The 22407-nt window shown below is 62.0% G+C and carries 30 protein-coding genes and 1 pseudogene; 22 read left to right on the top strand and 9 right to left on the bottom strand.

Features of this window, described 5'->3' with window-relative positions; all coding sequences use genetic code 11:
• Nucleotides 1–3: 3 nt before the first annotated feature.
• The 13 genes and pseudogenes from ACZ9BX_RS10055 to ACZ9BX_RS09995 form a co-directional block, all read left to right on the top strand.
• A pseudogene (locus tag ACZ9BX_RS10055) lies at nucleotides 4–199 on the top strand (hypothetical protein); the annotation flags it as partial.
• Between the two features lie 125 nt (nucleotides 200–324).
• Entirely contained in the window at nucleotides 325–2688 is a 2364-nt protein-coding gene (locus ACZ9BX_RS10050; protein ID WP_476217551.1) for a putative monovalent cation/H+ antiporter subunit A, read from the top strand.
• 526 nt (nucleotides 2689–3214) lie between these two features.
• Nucleotides 3215–3634, top strand: a complete 420-nt coding sequence (locus ACZ9BX_RS10045; RefSeq protein ID WP_027507553.1) for a Na(+)/H(+) antiporter subunit B — start codon at nucleotides 3215–3217, stop codon at nucleotides 3632–3634.
• The gene (locus ACZ9BX_RS10040; protein ID WP_476217548.1) at nucleotides 3634–4011 is read left to right on the top strand and encodes a Na+/H+ antiporter subunit C; all 378 of its coding nucleotides are present in this window, start codon (nucleotides 3634–3636) and stop codon (nucleotides 4009–4011) included. The genes ACZ9BX_RS10045 and ACZ9BX_RS10040 overlap by 1 nt, the downstream gene beginning before the upstream one ends.
• Nucleotides 4012–4248: 237 nt before the next feature.
• A complete protein-coding gene (locus ACZ9BX_RS10035) occupies nucleotides 4249–5799 on the top strand; it encodes a Na+/H+ antiporter subunit D (RefSeq protein WP_476217547.1) in 1551 nt (516 codons plus the stop codon).
• A complete protein-coding gene (locus tag ACZ9BX_RS10030) occupies nucleotides 5796–6269 on the top strand; it encodes a Na+/H+ antiporter subunit E (protein ID WP_027507550.1) in 474 nt (157 codons plus the stop codon). Before ACZ9BX_RS10035 ends, ACZ9BX_RS10030 begins: the two co-directional genes overlap by 4 nt.
• Nucleotides 6269–6625: a cation:proton antiporter gene (locus ACZ9BX_RS10025; RefSeq protein WP_476219963.1), complete on the top strand. Its 357-nt coding sequence runs from the start codon at nucleotides 6269–6271 to the stop codon at nucleotides 6623–6625. The genes ACZ9BX_RS10030 and ACZ9BX_RS10025 overlap by 1 nt, the downstream gene beginning before the upstream one ends.
• Nucleotides 6622–6954: a monovalent cation/H(+) antiporter subunit G gene (gene mnhG / locus ACZ9BX_RS10020; protein ID WP_476217544.1), complete on the top strand. Its 333-nt coding sequence runs from the start codon at nucleotides 6622–6624 to the stop codon at nucleotides 6952–6954. The genes ACZ9BX_RS10025 and mnhG overlap by 4 nt, the downstream gene beginning before the upstream one ends.
• Nucleotides 6955–7385: 431 nt before the next feature.
• Entirely contained in the window at nucleotides 7386–7817 is a 432-nt protein-coding gene (locus ACZ9BX_RS10015; RefSeq protein WP_132559880.1) for a Ros/MucR family transcriptional regulator, read from the top strand.
• Nucleotides 7818–8033: 216 nt separating this feature from the next.
• Nucleotides 8034–8471, top strand: a complete 438-nt coding sequence (locus ACZ9BX_RS10010; RefSeq protein WP_476217542.1) for a helix-turn-helix domain-containing protein — start codon at nucleotides 8034–8036, stop codon at nucleotides 8469–8471.
• A gap of 8 nt (nucleotides 8472–8479) precedes the next feature.
• Nucleotides 8480–8887 carry a hypothetical protein gene (locus ACZ9BX_RS10005; protein WP_476217541.1) on the top strand — a complete coding sequence of 136 codons (408 nt, stop codon included), beginning with the start codon at nucleotides 8480–8482 and terminating at the stop codon, nucleotides 8885–8887.
• Nucleotides 8848–9099, top strand: coding sequence for a DUF6456 domain-containing protein (locus ACZ9BX_RS10000; RefSeq protein WP_476219962.1), 252 nt, complete (start codon nucleotides 8848–8850; stop codon nucleotides 9097–9099). Before ACZ9BX_RS10005 ends, ACZ9BX_RS10000 begins: the two co-directional genes overlap by 40 nt.
• Nucleotides 9074–9616 carry a hypothetical protein gene (locus ACZ9BX_RS09995; RefSeq protein WP_476219960.1) on the top strand — a complete coding sequence of 181 codons (543 nt, stop codon included), beginning with the start codon at nucleotides 9074–9076 and terminating at the stop codon, nucleotides 9614–9616. Before ACZ9BX_RS10000 ends, ACZ9BX_RS09995 begins: the two co-directional genes overlap by 26 nt.
• Here ACZ9BX_RS09995 and ACZ9BX_RS09990 read toward each other — a convergent pair.
• Nucleotides 9555–10133 (bottom strand): cysteine hydrolase family protein, encoded by a 579-nt coding sequence (locus ACZ9BX_RS09990; protein WP_476217539.1) that lies wholly within the window; start codon nucleotides 10131–10133, stop codon nucleotides 9555–9557. The genes ACZ9BX_RS09995 and ACZ9BX_RS09990 overlap by 62 nt on opposite strands.
• Before the next feature lie 72 nt (nucleotides 10134–10205).
• Nucleotides 10206–10826 carry an NAD(P)H-dependent oxidoreductase gene (locus ACZ9BX_RS09985; RefSeq protein WP_476217537.1) on the bottom strand — a complete coding sequence of 207 codons (621 nt, stop codon included), beginning with the start codon at nucleotides 10824–10826 and terminating at the stop codon, nucleotides 10206–10208.
• Nucleotides 10827–10917: 91 nt separating this feature from the next.
• Here ACZ9BX_RS09985 and ACZ9BX_RS09980 point away from each other — a divergent pair, with 91 nt between their 5' ends.
• Nucleotides 10918–11535, top strand: coding sequence for a TetR/AcrR family transcriptional regulator (locus ACZ9BX_RS09980; protein ID WP_476217535.1), 618 nt, complete (start codon nucleotides 10918–10920; stop codon nucleotides 11533–11535).
• Nucleotides 11536–11721: 186 nt separating this feature from the next.
• On the opposite strand, the gene ACZ9BX_RS09975 is transcribed toward ACZ9BX_RS09980, so the two are convergent.
• Complete coding sequence (locus ACZ9BX_RS09975) at nucleotides 11722–12615, bottom strand: NAD(P)/FAD-dependent oxidoreductase (protein WP_476217533.1); 894 nt, start codon at nucleotides 12613–12615, stop codon at nucleotides 11722–11724.
• Between the two features lie 170 nt (nucleotides 12616–12785).
• Between ACZ9BX_RS09975 and ACZ9BX_RS09970 the strand changes: the two genes are divergently transcribed.
• Nucleotides 12786–13244: an Rrf2 family transcriptional regulator gene (locus ACZ9BX_RS09970; RefSeq protein ID WP_476219959.1), complete on the top strand. Its 459-nt coding sequence runs from the start codon at nucleotides 12786–12788 to the stop codon at nucleotides 13242–13244.
• 216 nt (nucleotides 13245–13460) lie between these two features.
• Here ACZ9BX_RS09970 and ACZ9BX_RS09965 read toward each other — a convergent pair whose 3' ends face one another.
• Nucleotides 13461–13676, bottom strand: a complete 216-nt coding sequence (locus tag ACZ9BX_RS09965; protein WP_476217531.1) for a hypothetical protein — start codon at nucleotides 13674–13676, stop codon at nucleotides 13461–13463.
• Nucleotides 13651–14043 (bottom strand): ArsR/SmtB family transcription factor, encoded by a 393-nt coding sequence (locus ACZ9BX_RS09960; RefSeq protein WP_476217529.1) that lies wholly within the window; start codon nucleotides 14041–14043, stop codon nucleotides 13651–13653. Before ACZ9BX_RS09960 ends, ACZ9BX_RS09965 begins: the two co-directional genes overlap by 26 nt.
• A 457-nt stretch (nucleotides 14044–14500) precedes the next feature.
• Between ACZ9BX_RS09960 and ACZ9BX_RS09955 the strand changes: the two genes are divergently transcribed.
• Genes ACZ9BX_RS09955 through ACZ9BX_RS09945 form a run of 3 tightly spaced genes read left to right on the top strand, consistent with a single transcriptional unit; the run spans nucleotide 14501 to nucleotide 15421 of the window.
• On the top strand, nucleotides 14501–14806 hold the full coding sequence (locus ACZ9BX_RS09955) for a hypothetical protein (RefSeq protein ID WP_476217527.1): 306 nt from the start codon (nucleotides 14501–14503) through the stop codon (nucleotides 14804–14806).
• A gap of 19 nt (nucleotides 14807–14825) precedes the next feature.
• A complete protein-coding gene (locus ACZ9BX_RS09950) occupies nucleotides 14826–15068 on the top strand; it encodes a hypothetical protein (protein ID WP_476217525.1) in 243 nt (80 codons plus the stop codon).
• On the top strand, nucleotides 15065–15421 hold the full coding sequence (locus tag ACZ9BX_RS09945; protein WP_476217523.1) for a hypothetical protein: 357 nt from the start codon (nucleotides 15065–15067) through the stop codon (nucleotides 15419–15421). Before ACZ9BX_RS09950 ends, ACZ9BX_RS09945 begins: the two co-directional genes overlap by 4 nt.
• An 8-nt stretch (nucleotides 15422–15429) precedes the next feature.
• Here ACZ9BX_RS09945 and ACZ9BX_RS09940 read toward each other — a convergent pair whose 3' ends face one another.
• Both ACZ9BX_RS09940 and ACZ9BX_RS09935 read right to left on the bottom strand, forming a co-directional pair.
• Nucleotides 15430–15852 (bottom strand): SufE family protein, encoded by a 423-nt coding sequence (locus ACZ9BX_RS09940; RefSeq protein WP_476217522.1) that lies wholly within the window; start codon nucleotides 15850–15852, stop codon nucleotides 15430–15432.
• A gap of 154 nt (nucleotides 15853–16006) precedes the next feature.
• A complete protein-coding gene (locus ACZ9BX_RS09935; RefSeq protein ID WP_476217520.1) occupies nucleotides 16007–16483 on the bottom strand; it encodes a MarR family winged helix-turn-helix transcriptional regulator in 477 nt (158 codons plus the stop codon).
• A gap of 215 nt (nucleotides 16484–16698) precedes the next feature.
• Between ACZ9BX_RS09935 and ACZ9BX_RS09930 the strand changes: the two genes are divergently transcribed.
• Entirely contained in the window at nucleotides 16699–17328 is a 630-nt protein-coding gene (locus ACZ9BX_RS09930; RefSeq protein ID WP_476217518.1) for a methyltransferase family protein, read from the top strand.
• Nucleotides 17329–17381: 53 nt separating this feature from the next.
• Nucleotides 17382–17750, top strand: a complete 369-nt coding sequence (locus tag ACZ9BX_RS09925) for an antibiotic biosynthesis monooxygenase family protein (RefSeq protein WP_132559904.1) — start codon at nucleotides 17382–17384, stop codon at nucleotides 17748–17750.
• A 211-nt stretch (nucleotides 17751–17961) separates the two neighbouring features.
• Here ACZ9BX_RS09925 and ACZ9BX_RS09920 read toward each other — a convergent pair whose 3' ends face one another.
• Nucleotides 17962–18444, bottom strand: a complete 483-nt coding sequence (locus ACZ9BX_RS09920; RefSeq protein ID WP_476217516.1) for a DUF5330 domain-containing protein — start codon at nucleotides 18442–18444, stop codon at nucleotides 17962–17964.
• 451 nt (nucleotides 18445–18895) lie between these two features.
• Between ACZ9BX_RS09920 and ACZ9BX_RS09915 the strand changes: the two genes are divergently transcribed.
• Complete coding sequence (locus tag ACZ9BX_RS09915) at nucleotides 18896–20440, top strand: sensor histidine kinase (protein ID WP_476217514.1); 1545 nt, start codon at nucleotides 18896–18898, stop codon at nucleotides 20438–20440.
• On the top strand, nucleotides 20412–21341 hold the full coding sequence (locus ACZ9BX_RS09910; protein WP_476217512.1) for a peptidoglycan-binding protein: 930 nt from the start codon (nucleotides 20412–20414) through the stop codon (nucleotides 21339–21341). The genes ACZ9BX_RS09915 and ACZ9BX_RS09910 overlap by 29 nt, the downstream gene beginning before the upstream one ends.
• A gap of 72 nt (nucleotides 21342–21413) precedes the next feature.
• Here the strand turns inward: ACZ9BX_RS09910 and ACZ9BX_RS09905 are convergent, their stop codons facing one another.
• Complete coding sequence (locus ACZ9BX_RS09905) at nucleotides 21414–22307, bottom strand: LysR family transcriptional regulator (RefSeq protein WP_476217510.1); 894 nt, start codon at nucleotides 22305–22307, stop codon at nucleotides 21414–21416.
• Between the last annotated feature and the right edge of the window lie 100 nt (nucleotides 22308–22407).

Raw genomic sequence — 22407 nt, 5'->3', positions numbered from 1 at the left:
GATATGGACGTGTTCATCGGTGTTCTGCCCTGGGCCTATGGTCTTGTGGCTGCGCTCTTTATGACGATGACTTTGCTGGAAGGCTGGGCCAACCACGACGGCTGGACGTTGGCCCGCCTCGCGGGCGCGGTCGCCTGCATTCTCTGGCCGCTGACGGTGGTGTTCCTGCTGCTGCACATGCTTGCCTCGGCTGCTAAGTCCAGCCGGGCCTGACCGGGCCGCCTCCGATCATTCATCCAAACCTCCTCCGAAATTGCTTGAGGGCGCTTGCCGATTACCCTAAGTTCGCGCCAACGCATCATTTTCTGGCAATGAGGAGGGGACATGGCCGGTGTCACTGGTCTGACATTTTTGGCCTTGTGCCTGCCGCTTCTCGGCGCCTTTATTTCCCCTTTCGTCATTCGCCGGCTCGGCGCGAACGGCGCCTGGCTGCTGGCGGCCGTGCCGTTCCTATCGTTCCTGCATTTCCTCCACTTCGCACCTGAGGTCGCCCGCGGCGAGGTGGTGACCGGCGGATATATCTGGGTGCCGAGCTACAATCTGAGCTTCTCCTGGTTTCTCGACGGCCTGTCGCTCACTTTCGCGCTGCTGATCACCGGCATCGGCACGCTGATCGTGCTTTATTCCGGCGGCTACCTGAGGGGGCATCCGCAGCAGGGCCGTTTCTTCTCCTTCATCTTCCTGTTCATGGGCGCGATGCTCGGCGTCGTCGTCTCGGACAGTTTCCTGATGCTCTTCATCTTCTGGGAGCTGACCTCCATCACCTCCTTCCTGCTGATCGGCTTCGACCATGAGCGGGGGGCGGCGCGAAGGGCGGCCCTCCAGGCGCTGGTGGTGACCGGCGGCGGCGGGCTATGCCTGCTGGCTGGTCTGCTCTTTCTCTGGAACATCACCGGCGTCACGCAGATGTCGCTGCTGTCGCCGTTCGGCGACGTCGTCCGCGGCAGCCCGTTCTATCTTGCGGCGCTCGGTCTGGTGCTGTGCGGCGCCTTTACCAAATCGGCGCAGTTTCCGTTTCACTTCTGGCTGCCGAACGCCATGGAGGCGCCGACACCGGTTTCCGCCTACCTGCATTCCGCAACGATGGTGAAGGCCGGTGTCTATCTCCTGATGCGGCTGAACCCGGTGATGGGCGCGACATCCGCCTGGGAAATCCTGCTGCCCTTCTTCGGCGGCATGACGCTCGTTGCCGGTTCGGCGCTGGCGATTGCCCATGCCGACCTGAAGCTGAAGCTCGCCTACACGACGGTGTCCTCGCTCGGCCTTCTCGTCCTGCTCACCGGCTTCGGTTCGGAATATGCCGTGGAAGCGGCGGTGCTTTATCTGGTGGCCCACTCGCTCTTCAAGGGCGCGCTCTTCATGGTTGCCGGCATCCTCGACCATGAGACGGGCACCCGCGACATTACCAGGCTCGGCGGCCTGATGAGCGCGATGCCGCTGACATTCGCGATCGCGATCCTCGCGGCGATTTCGATGGGGGGGCTTCCGCCCTTTTTCGGCTTCCTCGCCAAGGAGGAGATCTATGCCGCGCTCGCCGGTGGCAACGTGCGTTCGCTGGTGTTCACCGCAGTCGCGATCTTCGGCAATGCGCTGATGTTTGCGATCGCCTTTTCGGTCGGCCTGAAACCCTTCACCGGTCGGGCGACCGAAACCCCGAAGCATGCGCACGAGGCGCCCGTCCTGCTCTGGCTCGGTCCCGGCGTTCTGGCGGTGCTGGGCCTTGCCGGCGCGCTCTTTTCCGGCTTCACGCATAACTACATCTCGTCGCCGATGGCTTCGGCCGTCCAGAGCGATGCAATCGCGGTTGCGATCACGCCGATGCCGCATCTCGGCCTTCCGCTTGCGCTTTCCGTATTGACCGTGATCTTTGGCATTGCGGTCTATTGGAAGATAGAGCAGGCCCGGGCGCTGATGGTGTCTTTCCTGCAGGCGGCAGGGCCGGGGCCGGACCGGGCCTTCGACGGCTTCATTGCCGGGCTCGTCCGCCTTGCCTGGCGCGTCACCCGCATCGTCCAGCCCGGGCGGCTGGAAATCTACGTGACCTCTACCTTCCTCTGCGTCGCCTTGATCCTCCTCGTGCCGCCGCTGCTTTACGGCGAACTGCCATCGTTTCCGGTCTGGCCGCGCGGCGTGCAGCTCCATGAATGGGCGGTCTTCCTGCTCGCCGTGATCGGTCTTGCGGCGGTGCTTGCCGCCCGCGACCGGCTGACGGCGATCGTCTCGCTCGGCATCCAGGGTTTTTCCGTGGCGCTGATCTTCCTGCTCTTCGGCGCGCCCGATCTCTCCTTCACCCAGTTCATGGTCGAGACGCTGTCCGTCGTCATCCTGGCGCTCGTCATGACGCGGCTTCGCCTGTCGCCGACCGATCCCCGGCCGCTGCGCCAGCGGCTCGGCGACAGCGTCATCGCGCTCGCCTGCGGCCTCGGTTTTGCGCTGTTGCTGATGAGGGCCACAGAAGGGCCGTTCAACGCGGCGCTGACGGATTTCTTCAACACCTATTCGAAAACCATCGCCCACGGCGCCAATGTCGTAAACGTCATCATCGTCGATTTCCGCGGCACCGACACCCTCGGCGAAATCGCCGTTGTCGCCATCACCGGCCTCGCCATCATCGCGCTGATCCGCATGCGGGCCGGCGGCGAGCGGAAACTGGTCGCGCATGATCCGGATAAGGTGGAGGCGGAATGAACAGGTTTTGTCTCCACCTCGTAGGTTTCCATTCCGGCAGGCTTGCTGTGCCGAGTGCTGTTGTCTGGAGACGGCATCCCCTCAACCGCCCTCATTCCTGTGTTTGTCACAGGAATCCAGCGCGCCCAAGTCCTTGGGCGCGGAAGACTCCTTCAAAAAGCAATTCATTCACCGCGCAGACGCGCCGTGGCTGGATTCCTGTGACAAGCACAGGAATGAGGGGAGTATGGGATGGGCGCTGGTGGCAAAGGCCACGCAATCAGCAGCATTCATATCGCCAAGGCGGCGTCCGAGGAGGTGATCCTTCGAGGCCCTACAGCTTCGCCTTCGGGCACCTCGGGATGAGCGCCGTGCCGCGGGCGCTGGTGATCAACCCTCATCTTGAGGTGCAAGCCCGCAGGGCGCAGCCTCGAAGGGCGAGGGCTGGTGATGAGGTGCGGTTTTCCTTGCGTCCCCCATCAACTGAGTTGATGAGGGAAGAAGGTAACCCAGCCCGCCAGTCGCCGCCAAGCGGAGTGCCCACCCGATGAACACCCTCGTCTTCCGCACCATCGCCCCCTTCCTCGTCGCGCTGATGCTGCTCTTTTCGGTCTTCATCCTGCTACGCGGCCACAACGAGCCGGGCGGGGGCTTCATTGGCGGGCTGATCGCGGCCTCGGCGCTGGCGATCTTGGGCATCGCGGGCGGCGTGCCGGCCGTGCGGCGGGCGATCCTCTTTCATCCGCTGTCGATCGCCGGTGCCGGGCTGATGATGTCGACCGCCGCCGGCCTGATCTCGATTGCCGCTGCCGTACCCTTCATGACCGGCCTGTGGGTCTATCCCTCAATCTTCGGCGTCGAGGTGCCGCTTTCGACCGTCATGCTTTTCGATATCGGCGTCTATTTCGTCGTCGTCGGCGCGATCACCGCCATTGCTCTGGCCCTCGAGGAAAGGGAGGTGGAGTGATGGAGCCGCTTTTTGCGATCCTCGTCGGCCTGTTCTTTTCCGCCGCCGTCTACCTGATGCTGTCGAAATTCTCCATCCGCATCATGCTCGGCATCGCGATCCTCGGAAACGCCGTGAACCTCTTGCTCTTCACCGCCGGCCGCGTGACGCGCGAAGTGCCGCCGATCATTCCGGCCGGGTTCGACACGCTGCCCGCCGATGCCGCCAACCCGCTGCCGCAGGCCCTCATCCTGACGGCGATCGTCATTTCCTTCTCTTTCTTTGCCTTCCTATTGGTGCTGACCTACCGCGCCTATCAGGACATCGGCACCGACAATACCGACGAGATGCGCATCGCCGAACCCGACGATCCGCCGCTTCCGCCGCTGGGATATTGAGGATGACAATGGTGCGGATGAAGACAATGGTGCGGATGATACGCCCCCTCTGCCCTGCCGGGCACCTCTCCCACAAGGGGAGAGATCGGCTGGTGGCAAACGCCAGTTCGATCATTGGAATGGGGAGCGCGTCGCTTGTCATCTCCCCACCTGTGGGGGAGGTGCCCGGCAGGGCAGAGGGCGGCTTTGCGGGCACAGCGGCCGCTGTTTTCCGTTCAAAAGTCGGGGCGCCCTAAAATGGCCGCCCCCATCACCACCGACCTTTCCGCCGCGCTCCTCACCGCACCCGTCCCCCCGGGCAACTGGCTTGTGATCCTGCCGGTTGCGCATTGTATCGTGCTTGGCGCGCTGATGCTGATGCTGCGCGCCCATGTACGCGTGCATGCGCTGATCGCCGTTCTCGGCCTTGCGGCCCTCGTGCTGATCGACGCGGTGCTCCTCAAACGGGTGATCGACGGCGGCCCGGTCACGATGGTGATGGGGCGCTGGCTGCCGCCCTTCGGCATTGCCTTTACCGTCGATCTCTTCGGCGCGCTGATGGCGCTTGCAGCGGCGATTGCGGCTCTTGCGGGCAGCCTTTATGCGCTCTCCGACATCGATCCGGGCGGGCGGCGCTTTGGCTTTTTCCCCTTCCTGATGCTCCTTATGGCAGGCGTCACTGGCGCATTTCTCACCGGCGACATCTTCAACCTTTATGTCTGGTTCGAGGTGCTGCTGATCTCGTCCTTCGGCCTGCTGATCCTCGGCTCTGAGCGCGAGCAGATCGACGGCGCGATGAAATATGCTGTCCTGAACCTGATCGGCACGACGCTCTTCCTGATCGCCGTCGGCTATCTCTACGCGATCTTCGGCACGCTCAATATGGCTGATATCGCCCTGCAGGCCGCCGGCCTGCGCGATACGGCGCCGCTGATGACGCTGGCGGCCCTCTTCCTGCTCGCCTTCGCCATGAAGGCCGCTGCCTTCCCCGTGAACTTCTGGCTGCCGGCCTCCTATCATACGCCGCGCATCGTCGTCTCCGCGCTCTTTGCCGGCCTGCTCACCAAGGTCGGCATCTATGCGCTGATCCGGGTTATGGTGATGCTGCTGCCCGTCGAGCGCGAGGCGCTGAGCCTGATGATCGCGCTCGCCGGCGCCGCAACCGTCATCCTGGGCGCGCTCGGCGCGCTGGCGCAGACCGATATCCGCCGCTTGCTCGGCTATGTCGTCATCTCCGGCATAGGCAGCATGCTCGCTGGCATCGCGATCGGTACACCGGGCGGCGTCAGCGGTGCGGTCTTCTACGCGCTGCATTCCGTCGTGCTGATGATGGCGCTCTATCTCTTGGCGGGGCAGGCGGCGCGCCTCGGCGGCAGCTTCCAGCTCACCGCACTCGGCGGGCTCTATCGCGAACGCGGCTGGTTTGCCGCCGTCTCGCTGATCCTCTTCCTCGCCGCCTGCGGCCTGCCACCGTTTTCCGGCTTCTGGCCGAAGGTCATCCTCGTCAAGGCCTCGCTCGATATCGGCGCATGGTGGCTTGCCGCCGCCCTTTTGACCGGCGGGTTTCTCACAACTATCTGCTTCGGCCGCGTCTTCCTGCTCGCCTATTGGCGCCCGGCGCCGGCACCGGCGGAGACCGTCGCGATCGGCTGGCAATCGGCGCTGCCCTTGCTGGCACTGACTGCACTCGTCACCGGTTTCGGCATCCTGCCGGAGCAGCTGCTGTCGCTGGCGCAGGCAGCCGCCGGGAGCCTTGCCGATCCGGGGGCCTACATTCATTCCGTCTTCCCGGAAGGAGCAGCACCTTGATCGCCTTCCTCTTCAATCTGCTACTCGCCATTGCCTGGGTCGCTGTTTCCGGCAGCGCCTCGCTGCACAATCTCGTCCTCGGCTTCGTCCTCGGGGCCATCGCTTTGGCGATCGTGCGCGAGCCTTTCGGTAGCAAGGGCTATCTTCGCCGCGCGCGCCGCGTCCTGTCGCTCGCGTTGCTTTTCCTGAAGGAACTGGCGCTCTCGGCCTGGACCGTCGCCAGGACGGTGTTGCGGCCGAAGATGGAGATCCGGCCAGGCATCTTCGCCTTCCCCCTGACGGTCGAACGCGATCTCGAAATCACGCTGCTCGCCAATCTCATCACGCTGACGCCGGGCACGCTTTCCGTCGATGTCTCCGAGGACCGCAGGACGCTTTACGTGCACGCGCTCGACTGCTCCGACCCTGAGGCGACGAAGCGCGCCATTGCGAGTGGCTTCGAACGCAAGATCATGGAGGCCTTCCGGTGATCGCGCCGCTTGCTATCGTCTCGGCTGCCGCTGCAGTCACGCTGGCTATCCTCGGGATTGCCTTCGTGCTCACCGCCTATCGCGTGATCACCGGACCGACGCTGCCGGACCGCATCCTTGGCCTCGACACGCTGACCGGCATCGCCATCGGCTTCATCGCGGTGATTGCCGTCAAGACGGGCTTCGCGCTTTACGTCGATATCGCGATCGCGCTGGGGCTGGTGGGCTTCCTCGCCACGGTTGCCTTCGCCCGCTTCGTCCTGTCTCGCGGCGCGCTGAGAACCGGCCCGCCGCCGGCCGGGGAAGAACAGGCAGCGGCGCCGACGCCCGACAAAACAACAAGAAAGCCAAGATGATGGAATACGCGCTCGCCATCGCGACCTCCCTCACGATGCTTGCCGGCGCCTTCTTCGCGCTCGCGGCGGCGATCGGCGTCGTCCGCCTGCCGGACCTTTACTCGCGCATGCATGCAGCCTCCAAGGCGGGTCCCGTGGGCTCCGGTCTGTTGCTTCTCTCCGCGGGCCTTTATTCCGGCGAACTTGCTATCTTTGCACGCGCCGCTGCAGGCGTCGTCTTTCTGCTGCTGACCGCCCCGGTCGCCGCGCACCTGCTGGCCAAGGCTGCGCATGATACCGCGCATAGGTTGTGGGAATTCTCGGTTCGCGACGATATGGATGGCCGGTGAGAGTATAAATGTCAGCGATTCGATCCGCTTTACGCAAGTTACGTATGCGGCGCTCAACTAAAGTCTTGCCCTTGCTTACGAAATCTTGGGGATTTGGGTTTTTTAAGTAGAAAAACTACAAATAAGAATTGGACTTTCGGTAAAACAGTGATAATTGAAGTGTAAGTAGAGTTCTGATTTCGAATTAGAATCGTTTCGCCTATTCCATCTCTAGCTTTGATTTCGAATGTCTAATGAAGGCTGTGGTCGAAGAATGCGGCGATTGTGATTCGTATTCAGGCAGTATTAGAGCAGGTTTCGGTCTCAAGAATCTAGGGGTGGATTCGCGTTTTAGGACATGATGCCGCTGTCTGGGCCTTTTACTGTTTGCCTCTACGAAGGCGATCCTCCGAAAGAGGGTCATCCACGCATGCGAACAGGAGAAACAGAATATGACGGATACCGCGACCGGCAACGGGCCGGAATTGCTGGTAGAACTGACGGCCGATATCGTAGCGGCTTATGTCAGCAATCATGTGGTCCCGGTCAGTGACCTGGCCAATTTGATTTCCGACGTGCATTCCGCACTGAGCAGCACGTCTGCACCGCAACCCGCCGCAGCCACCATTGAAAAGCAGAAGCCCGCCGTTTCGGTACGCAAGTCAGTACAGGACGATCAGATCACCTGCCTGGAATGCGGCGGCAACTTCAAGTCTCTCAAGCGCCATCTGATGACCCATCACAGTCTCTCGCCGGAAGAATACCGCGAGAAATGGGATCTTCCCGCCGATTATCCGATGGTCGCTCCCGCCTATGCCGAGGCGCGCTCGCGCCTCGCCAAGGAAATGGGCCTCGGCCAGCGCCGCAAACGCGGCCGCGGCTAAACCCGACACGCTACGAAGCGCAAGAGCCGGACCGCAAGGCCCGGCTCTTTTGTGTGTGCTGGTATAAAGCTGCAGGAAAATAATCCCAACATATTCAGACTGATGGCGAAAAAGGCAAATTGAAACAACAGAAAATCGCACTTGGGTGCTTTTCGGAGCGGCTCGCATCGTCTAGGATATGTGAAATAATTCCTATTCGTGTTGGGAGTTTCATATATGCCTGTCGAAAATCAGCCTTTGCCGCGCATGCGGCTCGAATACGCCCTGCAGCCCTTCGTCAATGATGCCGCTCTTTCTTTTAAAGGTCATGCTCCGCCTTCCGCCACGCTCCCGGTAAGCGCCGTCTGCCGGATTGCCATGGAAGTCACGGCAGAGATGGTGATGCTTGTCGGCGGCAGGCTTCTTGAACGCCGCGACCGCCGCCGCATGCTCTGTCATGCCCGGCAGATCGCCATGTATGTCTGCCATGTCGCGCTGCAGATTCCCTTTGACGATATCGCCGGCGCCCTTGGGCGCTGCCGTTCGACGGTCGGCCATGCCTGCCAGACCGTCGAGGAGAGGCGGGAGGATCCAGCGTTCGACGACTTCGTCGCCGCCGTCGAACGCACCGCCAATTCAATTTTTTGTTCCGCCGGAGGTGCGGTGCATGGTTGAAGGAAGCGATGGCGCAAGCCATGGTCCGGCTGCTGAAATTTCTGGCGAAGGGAGAGGCGGCGGTGGAGAGCGGGGAGGGCGCGCGACTGCTGCTCCGCCATGTGGGAGGCCGCCGTACCGTCCCGCCGGTTCTTTTCGACGAGGCCCTCTCGCTCGGCCTCGTCGTTGACGCTGCCGGAACCGCAAGCCTCGCACCGCCGGCCAGCGCCTATCTGCGCCGTGCAGCGGCCGAGCGCGAGGAAGCCTTTCTGGAGCAGCACTGCGACATCGACGCCGGTGTCGTGGAGATCGCGGCCTCAGCAATCGGTACGCATCAACGAGGCCAAATCGCCGCTTGCCGCGCTGCCGCGGCTGAGGGACAAGGGCCACGCCCTTCCTGCCGAAGGAGGCGTTTGCCGCCGGCGAGCGCCTGTTAGCGGATTTCACCCAGGCGCAGCTCCAGCCGCGCGTCACCTCCTCCTGGCGGCCGCGCTGTCCGGACGCCTCAAGGGCGAGCGCTGCGCCATGGCCGAGCTTACCGACAGCGCCGTTGCCGCCCGCACTGCCGTCAACCGTGCGATCGAGGCCATGGGACCGGAGCCTTCCGGCGCCGCCCTCCATGTCTGCTGTTTATTGTTCGCGTCTATAGCCGCCACCAGCAGAACCGCCGCACATTCTCAGCGGAGATGGAGCAGCGTTTAGGCATTCCGGTGGAGCCCGTGGATTTGCCGCAGCTGGCTGTACGGGAGGCCGATATCGTCATCTGTGCCACGACCAGCCGAACGCCGGTGATGGAGGCAGCTTGGCTGAAACCCGGAGTTCACATCAACACCGTCGGCCCGAAGACTTTGGGTGAGAGCGAACTGGGCCTGGATATCGCCGCTGCCGCCCACCTTATCGCGACCGACTCTCTGGAGCAGACGGAGGTCTATAAGGCCCCGTTCTTCCTGTACGGATCACCCGATGCCGGGCGCCTGGTTGATTTTGCAGCGATCGTCAGCGGCAAGCTGCCCGCCCGCCAGGCGCGCGATCAAACGACGTTGTTTTGCTCAGCAGGCCTCGCAGGCACCGAAGTCCTGGTGGCATCGAAGCTGCTGACGGCTTTCACTGCACGACTTTCGTGGCCTGAAGCGGGCGGAGAGCCTGGATTATCTCGGGAACAGTAGCCACCTTGGCGATCTTACCATTCATGTAATCAACCGAGACCCGTCCATGCTCGGCATCATAGGAATCGATGCATTCCTCCGCCAGGACCACGCGAAGGTCGCGCTGGTAGGCGTCGATAGCGGCCATGCGAATACAAGCGTGCGTGTTGATGCCGCACAATACCAGCTCGCCAACTCCCATCGCCGACAGAATTTCTTCAAGTTCGGTCCGGAAGAACGCACTGTAGCGTTTCTTTACGATGATCGTATCGCCTGGCTCCCAATTGAGGCTGGCATGAAGCTGGGCGCCTGAAGTTCCCTCAATCGCGATCTTGAGGTTCTTGTCCCGCATCTCGAGAAAGGCGTCGCTGAGATCAGGCCGGAATTCCTGCCGCACCCATATGACGGGTAACCCGGCTTCTCTAAAGGCCATAGCCAACGTGTTGGTTTCGCCGATCAGCCGGGCTGCTTTGTCTGCGCTCCAATGGTCGAGGTAGTCATTGATGAGGTCGATGATAACAAGGGCGCGGTTGGTCATTATGCGATTAGACGTCACAACAGTTGCGGTGGTGTGACGCCGGGCGGCATGCCGGTTTGGAACGTTTCTTATTCACGCCGCGTCTGCCGCCTCGCATTGCTTGGCCGCGCTGAAGATATTGCGGCCGATCGTGCGTGCAGTGTCCAAATGAACCTTGGGATACCGTCCATCGGATGCGAGCAGCAGCTCGGACGTCACGACGCATGCGCCGCAATAATCGAAGATGCCATGGTCGATCTGCGTCTTCATGGCGCTGAGATAGCCATGCCGCGCATAGGTCCCGGCGTCAGCGCCGCCGATGCCGACGAGATGGATGCGGAGGTGGCGGAGTTTCTTCACCAGCTTGGTATCTTGGCCTTCGTCGTAAGCCCAGCCGTTGGCGAACACGCGGTCGATCCATCCCTTGAGAAGTCCCGGCATGGACCACCAGTAAACGGGATAGACCAGCACAAGCGCATCGGCGCGATCGATCCTCGCCTGCTCGGCTATCACATCGGCGGGCGGCAGCGCCTCCCTTCGATGGACGGCGATATCGGCCGCGGTGAACCTGGGATCGAAAGCCTCCGCCGCAAGGTCTGCGATTTCGAAGCTATTATCCGGACCGGAGAGTGCCACACCTTCGGCAACATGTGCGGCAACGCTGTGGCTGAGTGACTTGGGATCGGGATGCGCAAGAATGATGAGCGCGTGCATGTCGAAGGCTCCCAGGCTGATTGCGGACGCAGGTCAGAGCTTATATACTTTTAGTAAGCTACTTTTAGTAGGCTACGTTTGGTAGGTTAATGTGTCAAGCACCGAGACAAGAAAACAGACGCCCGCTCCCCGGCTGCGCCGCCGCCTGACGAGGGACAGTCGGCATCGCCAGCTTCTGGATGTCGCGTGGGCGGTGGTTCGGGAGGAGGGAACGGAAGCCCTGACGCTCGGACGGCTCGCCGAGCAGGCCGGCGTTGCAAAACCCGTCGTCTACGACCATTTCGGCACGCGGTCAGGACTGTTTGCAGCGCTCTACCGGGAATTCGACGCGCGCCAGACGGCGCTCATGCAAACAGCACTTCGGGCGAGTGAACCGACTTTGACGGGCAGGGCGGCGGTGATTGCCTCTTCTTATGTCGATTGCGTGCTTGCCCAAGGCCGCGAGATACCCGGCGTGATCGCTGCCCTGGCCAGTTCCCCGGAGCTCGAAAAGGTCAAGCGCGAATGCGAAGCGGTTTTCATGGAGCAATGCCGCATCGTCCTTGCGCCCTTCGCCGCCGCCGGCACCATAGCTCCAGCCGGCCTTCGCGCGATGCTCGGTGCCGCCGAGGCCCTGTCCTATGCCGCCGCGGCCGGCGAGATCACGGCCAGGCAGGCGCAGGACGAACTCTTCGAAATCATCCTCGCCATGGTCGCCAGAAGCCGATGAAGGGCCTGGTGAACTCAGTGCCATAGGTAAAGACGTGAGCAAGGCCTGCACTCAGGCAAAAGAGACCAGAAACGATCCGGACATGAAGGACGCGCTTGTGTGGCAGTAGCCACCTGCCGGCGCGAAGGCGGCTGCGTGTCTCGCCGTATATCGCCTGAGCCGACTAGGCGCGGACAGTAAAAGGCGTCAATCGCTCCCGAACATCAGCGACTGGTGCGCTGCCGTTCCGGCGAGCGCCCCATCACCGACGGCGAGAGCCACGGATCCTGCGGCTCTTGCGACATCGCCGCAGGCGAAGATGCCCTTCGCGGTTGTCTGCTTTACGGCATCCGTCGTGATGAACTGGCCGAGCGGCCCCTCTTCGAGCGCGCAGCCCAGTTGCTCAGCCCATGGAATTTGCACCGAAGTCTGCGTCAGGGCGAACAGACCGTCCATTGCGGCGATCCTGCCGTCCTCCAGGCAAACATCCGCACGATCCCCTGCGATCTCGCGCACTGGTGTCGTCTCGACCGTGACCCCGCGCCCGCGCAATTGCGCCGACTGATCGGCATTCGGGACAAAGACACCGTTGGTGAAAAAAGTCGTCTCGCCCCAGTCGGGGAGCATCAGGGCATGATGCATGGAATGCTCCCCGGATGCGATGACGCCGATCCGCCCCTGATTCAGTTCGTAACCATGGCAATAGGGGCAATGGAAGACGGATTTTCCCCAGCGCTCCTGAAGGCCCGGAATGGCGGGCAGCCGATCGGCAACCCCTGCTGCCAGGATCAGACGCTTTCCTTCCTTCATAGGCTCGCCATCGATTTCGATGGCAAATCCATTGCTGGTCCTCTTTGCAGCTTGAGCCTTGGCATTCAGCCAGTGGACAGTCGGATAGCGTTCGAGCTGTTCGCGCGCCTCGGATACGATCAGGCCGGGTTCACGGCCGTCCTGCGCTAGAAAATTGTACGAGGCAGCGGCAAAGCGATTGCGGCGCTCGCCGGCATCGATCACCAGGATCTTCCGTCTGGCACGGGCGAGCGGCAGGGCCGCTGAAATGCCTGCAAAGCTGCCGCCGATGATGATGACGTCGAACTGCATAAACAATCCTTTCACACTCGTTCCGTTTCATCGCCCGGCGCGACAGCCGGACGTTTATCATGAAACTTTTTAAGTTACGTGAAATAGCTTTGTCAATGGTCATGCAACTAATATTGTTACATGATCATGTCTCTGTTACATCTGTGATCCGCAAACGAGATGAATCAGCCATGAGACACGACACCCGCTTATCCCGCATGCTGCATGTGCTTGTTCACATGGATCGCCACGAAGGTGCGGCGACATCCGAAACCATTGCAGCGATGCTGGGCACCAATGCGGTTGTCGTGCGCCGGACGATGGCCGGCCTGCGGGATCAGGGCTATGTCCGCTCCGAGAAGGGGCACGGCGGCGGTTGGGTGCTTGCGCGCCCTTTGCGGGAGATCACCCTGCTCGACATCCACAATGCCCTGGGTGCGCCGCAACTCTTCTCGATCGGCCTGGCGGGCGATAATCCGAACTGCGTCATCGAGCAGGCCGTCAACGCCTCGCTTGCCGGGGCGATGCATGAGGCGGAAGCCATTTTGCTGGCGAAATTTGGCGAGGTCACATTGGCTGCGCTCGCCGAGGAATCCTCCAAGCGATGGGCGGATACGACGAACTGCTCTCTAGCAACGGAGCAGTCCTAGAGTTGCCCTTCGAGGCTATTGTCCGGACCGGACGCATTTCCGCCCTCAGGCCCGCCTGAAGGTTCCCTCGGACCAGGTCCTCCACCTGACTTCGATTTTATTGGCGCGCCGGGGCCTGTCGCGATGGCCTCCCTCAGGCGTGCCAGGCACAATCAGCTCCATCTCCACCCAGTGGTTTCCGGTGTCATCCTTCTTGATGGGCATGGGGGTTTCCTTTCAGGGTTTGATCTCGTCGGGCGCCGGATAGGAGGCGATCACAAGCCGGTGCGGCCGCCCGCCCGGCGCTCCTTCGTCGTGATAGCGGGCCGTCAGTGCTGCAATGGCTTCGGCGAGGTCGGCCGTGACGGCGCGCTTGGCAGGCGATGCGAAGCGGATGGTCGTGTCGATCGAAAGGGTCGTGAGACGCTTATCCTCCTGCGGGCAGTCCGCCACAGGTTGCCGACGTCGCGGACGATGCGTGCCGCCAGCGCGATGAAGTAACTGGCTGAAAGCCGGTCGTTGTTGCGGGCCGGATCGGCTCCGATCGGCCCCCCGGCGCCGCCGGCGAGACGACAAAGGACGAGGCGGTCGCGATCATCAGGCGTTCGGTGAGGCCGCCCCATTTACGTTCCTCGGCCGGCTTGACCAGCTTGTGGTCCTCCAGGACCCTCAGATGATAGTTCACTTTCTGGCGCGTGAGCCCCACCCGATCGGCGAGCGAGGCAGCCGATGCGGGTGTCGCAAGCTCGGCCAGCAGCCGGGCTTTGATCGGATCCAGCACCAGTGCAGCGGGCGCCTCGATGACGTCAAGTTCAAGCATGTGGCTTTTACCGCATTGACAACTTTTTTTGTCAAGGCGGCTGCTCCCCCGTGGCACTGCGGCGGCAGGCTCTCGCGCCCGGAGAGTGAGGCAATAAAAAAGGCCGGGGCGAAATCGCACCGACCTTCCTCATCATCGCTTCTCACACCAGTGCCAGTACATCCGTGGTCAAAAGTCTGAAGCGACTGCCAGCATCGCGAGCGCTTCGAATTCGTTCAAGCGCTCAATCAGCCATGCCGACGCGGGTTCATATAGGCGGCCATTGTGTTCAAAACAAGTCTGACGCAGCGTTCCGCTCCACCGCCGCGAACTGCCTGGCTATATATAAGAGAATGCGAAAGATATCATTTGCTTTGTTTTTCCTGAAAGCGCACTGTCCCGGCTCCAGCAGCCATTTTCCCGGGCGCTGCTGTTTAAGGGCCTGTCCTGCCCTAGCCCCGACCGAAAGGAGGACTGCATGTCTTCCGAAGTCACCATGAAATATCTGACAAACGACGACCTTGGCGTGCTGCAGCAGGTGCTGAGCGATGCTGGCTATACCGGCGATATGCTTTTCGAGCAGCCTCCGACTTTTAATGCTGCGGCACTGCTACTCGTCCGGCTGTTCCAGGACGGCACGACCTCGCCCGCCAAGCTTGCAGGCGAACTCGACCGTCACTTCGGCAAGGCAAAGCGTGTCGCCGCCATGCCTCCGGCCGTTTCGCCATTTCACCGTTTTGCCATTCAGGGCCTTCCGTCCTCCCTTTCCGGGATCGTTCACTGAAGCGACGTCAGAGGCGCACATGAACATAAGCCCACCCACCTTCGACATCGACGATGTCCGGCGCGCGAATGAATGTGCTTGCGCCTTCGACCATCTGACAAAGCAGGTCGCGATTGAAGCGGCAAACGCGGGGTGGCTGGAGGGCGAGGTTGCATTGGCCCTCGCTGACGCCGCCGAGCGCTACGTCATGCATATCGCGGCCGGCACCCATGCGGTGCCGGTTGCGGCCAACTGCAATACCGTTCGGGCGGGCGAAGCATGAGGACCGGCCCTCTCGTCGCGTTCCTTTGCATCTCCGCGACCCTTTATCTGGCATGGGGGCAGATCGCCGCCTATCGGGAGCGGGAGCGCATTCAGACCGCCAATGCCGCCGAGCGCAGAACCCGTATGGCGGAACTCTCCGCAGACGGCTGCAATGGTGCCGTTGCCTCCCTTGCGGCGATGGAGCATCGACTGCTCAAGGCCGGTGGCATCGAGATTCCCGAGGCTCTGGCAAGCGACATTACGCTATGCCTCGAAGAGAATATCATGTCCGTCCCTTCACGGCTGCAGATGGAGCGGACGCATTTGATCAGGCTGTTTCCGCGCGAGACCAGCGCATTGCCGAACGAATGACGGCGCGCTTAAGCCGCAACTCTCACCCGCGCTTCTTCGCGGATCCGGTTCACCATCGACCGCAGCCCGTTGGAGCGCTGCGACGACAGGTTCTCGACCAGGCCGATTTTCGAAAAGATATCGTAAGCATCGAGGCCGACGATCTCCGAAGCCTTCTTGCCGGAATAGGTGGCGAGCACGATGGCGACGAGGCCGCGTACGATATGCGCGTCGGAATCGCCCTCGAAGATCAACACCGGATTTTCCGGATCCCCTTCGGGATGCGTCACCAGCCAGACCTGGCTGGCGCAGCCCATCACCTTGTTCGCGGACGTCTTCTTCGCCTCCGGCAGGTCCGGCAGCGCCTTGCCGAGTTCGATGACAAAGCGGTAGCGGTCTTCCCAGTCGTCGAGGAAGGAGAAATCGTCGATGATCTCGTCGAGAGATGCCATATGCGGGCCTTTCACTGTTATCAGTGATATAGGTGAACTGCCACTGCTTTTGAACCATTAAAAAGAAAAACGCCCGGTCAGGCTGCGAATGCTACGGCGTCAGCCGCGGCACCACATCCGCCCGAGCAGCCCGTCGCTGATCGCGCCATGGCGGTCAGGCCTGCTCTTCAGCCTCGGCGTTTCCTTCCAATTTTGCGCGCAGCGCCGACATGACGCTGCGTGTCGTTTCAATGTCCTCGACCCGAAGCCCTTCCGCCAGCTCGTTGATCCAGGGCGCCTGCAGCTGCATGGCCGCGTGGTAAATCTGCTTTCCCTTGTCCGTCAGGACGACGAGCTGCGCCCGCCGGTGATGCGGGTTGGCCGTGAAGGCGACGAGCCCTTCCTTCTCCAGATCGTTGACGATGCGCTGCACGTTCTGGCGGTGGGCTCCCAGATCGCGTGCGAGCCAGGCGACCGGCTGCGGCCGATCCGCCGCGACAATCGTGCCGAGGATCTGCCAGCGCGCGCTCGTCAGGCCCAGGTCGGCGACCAGCCGGTCTCCGGCGGCAAGCATTTGGCCGCTGACCCTGAACAGGTCGAGGATGAGGTCAGTCAAAGCGATTCCGGCTGTCGTTCGTATTGCACCGTTCATTTGCCACCATATTGCCGTATTGACATCGTAATGTCAAATATGTATGTGTCCGTCGTACCAATTCGACACCATACAACCATAATGAATAAAACTGTCATGCCGCTCTACCGCTCAGGCGTTGGCGGGTCTGACCTGCACAGGCGCGATCGTCCGCAGATCAAGGGTGCCGGCGCCAGGTTTTCTGACAGTCGAACATTTACGGAGTCGGACAATATATGACCTGCTGTACCACCTCCTCGGATCGTCCCTTCCAGCAAAAGCGGCGAATCCAGGTCCTTTGGGCGCTCACCGCAGCGTTTATCGCCTTCCACCTCGTTGCGCGGTCTGGCCTTCCCGTCGAAAGCCTCATTCTGACCATTTTCGATCAGCTCGGAATATTGCTGATCGCGTTTGGCATTATCGGGCGCATCTGGTCGATCATCTATGTGGGAGGACTGAAAAATGCGGAGCTTGTGACCGATGGGCCCTATTCGGTGACCCGTAATCCTCTCTACGTCTCCTCCCTCGTTGCGATCAGCGGCGTCTGCCTGGTGTTCGGAAGCTTGCTTGCCATGGCAATCTTTACACTGCTGGCCTATCTCGTGTTCGAATGCACGGCGGAGCGGGAGGCACGGTATCTGTCTCACCTGTTCGGTGAGCGATATGAGGAATATGCCCGTCGCACGCCATTGTTCTGGCCCGATTTTTCAAAGCTCGACTGGGGGCAGGCGCGTGCCTTTTCGCCAAAGGCACTGCTGGTGACGTCCCGGGACGCTCTCTTCATTCTGGCCATCATCCCGCTTTCCGAGTTCGTGGAATATCTCCATGGAAGCGGCTTGCTTTCGATGGCTGTCACGGTCCCTTAAAGCGAAGGGAAGGTCGGCATCAAACCCGATTGACATCAATGGAGCCTGTCATCATGCCTCTCATGCGCCCCTTGGATCCCACTTTCCCGATCGAACGGCAGCTTGCGGTCGATGCTTCGCCCGTCGTGCTCGTGAACGTCTTTACGCTCGATAAGGCGGACGAGCAGACGTTCTGCCGAGCCTGGCAGGACGATGCTGCATTCATGAAGCAGCAGCCGGGCTTCATCTCGACCCAGCTTCACCGCGCGATCGGCGAAAGCCCGACCTACCTGAACTATGCCGTCTGGGAATCGACTGCCGCCTTCAAGGCTGCCTTCGCCCATCCTGAGTTCAGGGCGAAACTTACGGCGTATCCGTCTTCGGCCGTCGCTTCCCCGCACCTGTTCCAGAAAGTCGCGGTGCCCGGCATTTGCGTCGCATAGCCGAAACGAACCAGCAGGAGCGGCAGGAAGGAAAAGCCTCCGCCGGCCCGCGTAATCCCTCGAATGCATAAAAAAACGCCGTGAAGGATGGGCATCCTCACGGCGCAGCAAATGCTGAAATCAAACAGGGCAGGCACGTCAGGCACAGGGCGTCTCCGCGTCATGCGGACCCGCCGGTGCAAGCTTGGGGCGGAAAGCTTCCGCGGAATTCTTAAAGGACCGGCTTCGGCGTCGGCAGCGGAATGGCGCCAGTCACGACCTGGTCGGAAGCCGATTCGTCATCGACCGGCGGGCGGTAGGGCATCGGCTGGTTCAGCGCGGTAGCCTTTTCTTCCTTTATGGAAGGAGCAGCGGCAGCCGGGGCAAGCGGTGCGGCCGGTGTCGCCTCCGCAAGTTTCGGCGCGGCCGTCTTGTCGTCGGCGAACTGGCTGTCCAGCAGCTCGTAGGCGACGCGGGCGCCTTCGCGGGCCCGGTAGCCGAGGGCCGTCAGCGTCTCGGCGCCCTTGGCGCAGACCTCCGGCTTCTCGCTGCACATGCCGGTCAGATAGTCATAGGCGCCGCTTGCGGCGGTGAAGGCGTCGGAGAATTGGATTTGCGGGTCGCTGGCAAGCCGTGTCGAGCTCTCCGAGCTGAAGAGCGACAGCGCTACCAGCACAAGGCCGAACCAGAACGATCCTTTGATCAGAAACCACATCGTCGTTGCCCATCCTGTTTTCCCGTCCGGTCTTCTTGCCGAATCAGGCCCGGTTTTCCGGTGTGCTTTCACCCTAGCGGGGAAATGCGAATGCCACTTTTCGAAACTCGATGGCATTTGCGGCAAATTTAATTCGAATTTTAAATAAAGGCATTCGGACCGCATTTCAGTCAAATTGTAGCCATCGGCGTTAAGCATGGCCGGGGCGGCTCGCTGTAATTGCAGGGATTCCCTAAGGGCAGCGTGCCACAAAGGTTAACGCAAAGCCGAAATGCGAGCGAAATCCGCCGCTTACCCGCTATTAACCACAAAACCCGAAGAGCTCTGCGGATGGCTCAAAATGGGATTTTTGCGGTTTTTCGGCTGTGGAGAGCCACGTTGCCTTATCCTTTCTTTAAGCCGCCGAGGCCTATTGTCCGGGTGTCTAAAGAGCCATTTCGGCGGGTATTGCGTGCAAGTATTGAGTGACATTGGCGGACGGGCGGCAGCCCTCGTGGACCGGGCAGCGGCAGGCTGGCTTTCCCGCACGGGAAGCGGCGAAGCAGTTGCCGAGCGAGAGCTTGCGATCCTGCGCCGCCTCGTCTTCCTCTCCTCCGCAGCCTTGGTTGCCGCGCCGGCCGGCCTCTCCTTCGTCACCAGCCCGGCCGTTGCTCTGCCCGCAGGCGTCGCGACCGTCTGCGCTGCCTTCCTCTTTTCCGCCGTCGGCAGCATCGCGCTTGCGCGTCAGGGCGCCGCTGCGGCAACCGTCGCCGCAGCGCCCGCCGAAGATTTCTTCCTGGAAACCAGCGCCGGTCTCGTCCTCTTCCTCGATCCACAGGGGAGCGTCACCACCGCCGGCGGCCGCGACTGCCGCGAATTCCTCGCCTGGATGCGCGATCCGAAGGGCAGGGGCTTCATCGAGCAGGTGCATGTCTCCGACCGTATCCTCTTCCTGCAGGCGCTCGACGGCTTGCGCCAGGGCGAGGAGAGCGCCAGCGTCGACCTTCGCCTCGACCGTCCCTGCGTCTTCCGCGATCTCCGCCAGTTCGCGCATCTCAGAATGGACATGACGGCGCGGCGCGATCAGGACGGCGAACTCCTGGCCGTCGTCGCCCAGCTCCGCGACGTCTCGGTCGAACAGCAGCTGCGCATGGAAGCCCGGAGCCGGGCTGACGACGCCGAATCGGCCAACGACGCCAAGTCGCGCTTCCTCGCCGCCGTCAGCCACGAGCTGCGCACGCCGCTGAACGCTATCCTCGGCTTCTCCGATATCCTGCTCGGCGAATATTTCGGCAAGTTCGACAATGAGCGGCAGCGCGAATACGTGACCCTCGTGCGCGAATCCGGGGCGCACCTGCTCTCCGTCGTCAACACCATGCTCGACATGAGTAAGATCGAGGCCGGCCGCTACGAACTGCTGCTAGAACCTTTCGATATCGGCGCCTCGATCCGCTCCTGCGAGGCGATGCTCTCGCTGCAGGCCAAGGCCAAGGGCGTGACGCTGACGAGCCGCATCCAGCGCGGCCTCGACGAGGTCGTCGCCGACCAGCGCGCCGTCCAGCAGATACTCATCAATCTCGTCGGCAATGCCGTGAAGTTCACCGATGCGGGCGGCGCCGTCACCGTCGACGCGGCGGTTCGGGACGGCATCCTGCAGATCAGCGTCAGTGACACCGGCATCGGCATTCCCGCCGACAGGCTCGCAACGCTCGGCCAGCCCTTCATGCAGGTGCAGAACGATTATACGCGTCATTATGAAGGCACGGGCCTCGGCCTGTCGCTGGTCAAGGGCCTCGTGGCGCTACATGGCGGCCACTTCGCGATCGCCAGCGTCCCCGGCGAAGGCACGATCATCACCATTTCGATCGCGGCGGATGGCTCCGGCGCCGATGCCGCACATGCGGCAAAGGACGGGGCCGCCACCGATTTCCCGCCGCGCCTGAAGGCTACGGCGACCAATGTTGCCGGACTGGAAGAGGGGCTTTTCGATGGTCGCGCGCAAGCGAAAATCGCCTAAGGGAAGGAGAGGCCGGCAGCAGCCGGGTCTGCTTCTCACAGGGGCAGCCGCCTTAGGCGGCGTGGGCATGACGGGTGCATCGGCGCTCGGCGGCGTCATTGCGCGCAATCCGTCGGTGGCGGGCGGCACCACCGCCTTCATCGTCATCTTCAGCTTCGTCGCCGCCAACGCGCTCTGGTATCAGCCGGGCACGCATCCGCACCCCTTCTTCCGCACCCGCGATGTGCTCTCGCCGTTCTCGATCGGCCGTCCAACCGTCGAAGAACCGCACCCGAACGAGGTCACGACCTTCAAGATCGAGCGTCCGGGCGACGAGGGCGCTGCCGCGACCACCAATGCGACGCCGCCGGCCGCAGCAACCGGAGAACAGCCGAGCCAGCTCGTCATGGACATCCAGCAGGAGCTCATCCGCCGCGGCCTCTATAACGGCACGGCCGACGGCATCATCGGCCCGCGCACCAGCGCCGCCATCTTGTTCTTCGAGGAAACCGTCGGCATGCCGCAGAGCGGCAATCCGACGCCCGACGTGCTTGCAGCCCTCAGGACCGATTCCATCGGCCCCTTAGCCGTTCCCGCCGAGAAGCCGCGCGAGGACGTGACCTCGAAAGCCTCGGCCGAAGACCCGGTCGCGGCCGCCATCCGCAGTGCCGAAAAGCAGATCAAGACCGCGCCGGCCGCCCCGAAGCAGGTGCCGCCGCCCGAACTCACCAATGCCGACCTGGTGCTGAAGATCCAGAAGGGCCTCTCCAACATGGCCTACGCCAATGTCGGCGTCGACGGCGTGGCCGGCGAACAAACCCGCACCGCCATCCGCCGCTTCCAGAAGCACTATAACCTGCCCGAAACCGGCGAGCCCAACGAGGCGGTGCTGAAGAAGCTCAAGGAGATTGGGGCGATTTGAGGCTGGGTGAGGGCGGTTCGGCGCCAAGGGCGGCCTTAGTAGTTCGCCAATCCGTCGCCGACGCGGACCAAATCACTTCGGATACCGCAGGGCCTCCACCACCAGTGCGAAGGCCGGCGAGTGTTGGCGGCGGCTCGGATAATAGAGGTGGTAACCCGGGAAGGGTGGGCACCAGTCGGACAGCACGCGGACAAGCCGGCCGTCGGCGATATAGTCTCGCGCATGGTCTTCGAGCATGTAGGCAAGGCCGAATCCGTTCATTGCTGCCCGCAGCCTGAGCCGACCGCTGTTGAAGACGAGACGGCCTTCGACGCGAACGTTCAGCTCGCGGCCGTCCTTCTCGAATTCCCAGATGGAAAGGCCTTTCGAAGTCGGCAGCCGGATGTTTATGCATTCATGCGCCGTGAGATCCTGCGGCGTGGCTGGAGGCGGACGCCTGGCGAAGTAGGACGGCGATCCAACCACTGCCATGCGCATATCAGGCGCGATAGGCACAGAGATCATGTCTTTCGCCACCTGCTCGCCGAGCCGTATGCCCGCGTCGTAACGGTCTGCAACAATGTCGACAAGCGACGGATCGGACGTAATCTCGATCCGTATATCGGGATATTCCTGCATCAGGCCTTCCAAGGCAGGCCAGACGATTGTTTCGGCTGCGTGTTCATTCGTTGTGATCCGAATGGTACCGGCGGGCTTATCCCGCAGGTCATGCAAGCGCGCCAGCTCCGCCTCGATTTCCTGAAACCGCGGCGCGAGTGTCTGCAGAAGGCGTTCTCCGATCTCCGTCGGGGAAACGTTGCGTGTCGTGCGCGCCAGCAAGCGCATGGCGAGCCGATCTTCAAGGTTGCGGATCGTCTGGCTGAGCGCGGACGGCGAGACACCCAGCTTGACCGCTGCCCTGGTGAAACTTTGCTCTCGAGCGACCGCCACAAAGGCCGCTAGCGAGTCATAACCGCCGTTTTCCATTGTTTAGAATTCCTAACAAGTTCATGCCGATTGCAGGATCTAATCAACGTATATCGAAGGCTCTACTTTCGGGACAAGCGGAATATCCATGTCCGGACAT

The organism is Rhizobium sp. USDA 3886 (assembly GCF_056279785.1).
The sequence above is the reverse complement of the archived record's forward strand: the minus strand, read 5'-3'. Positions and strand labels throughout refer to the sequence as shown.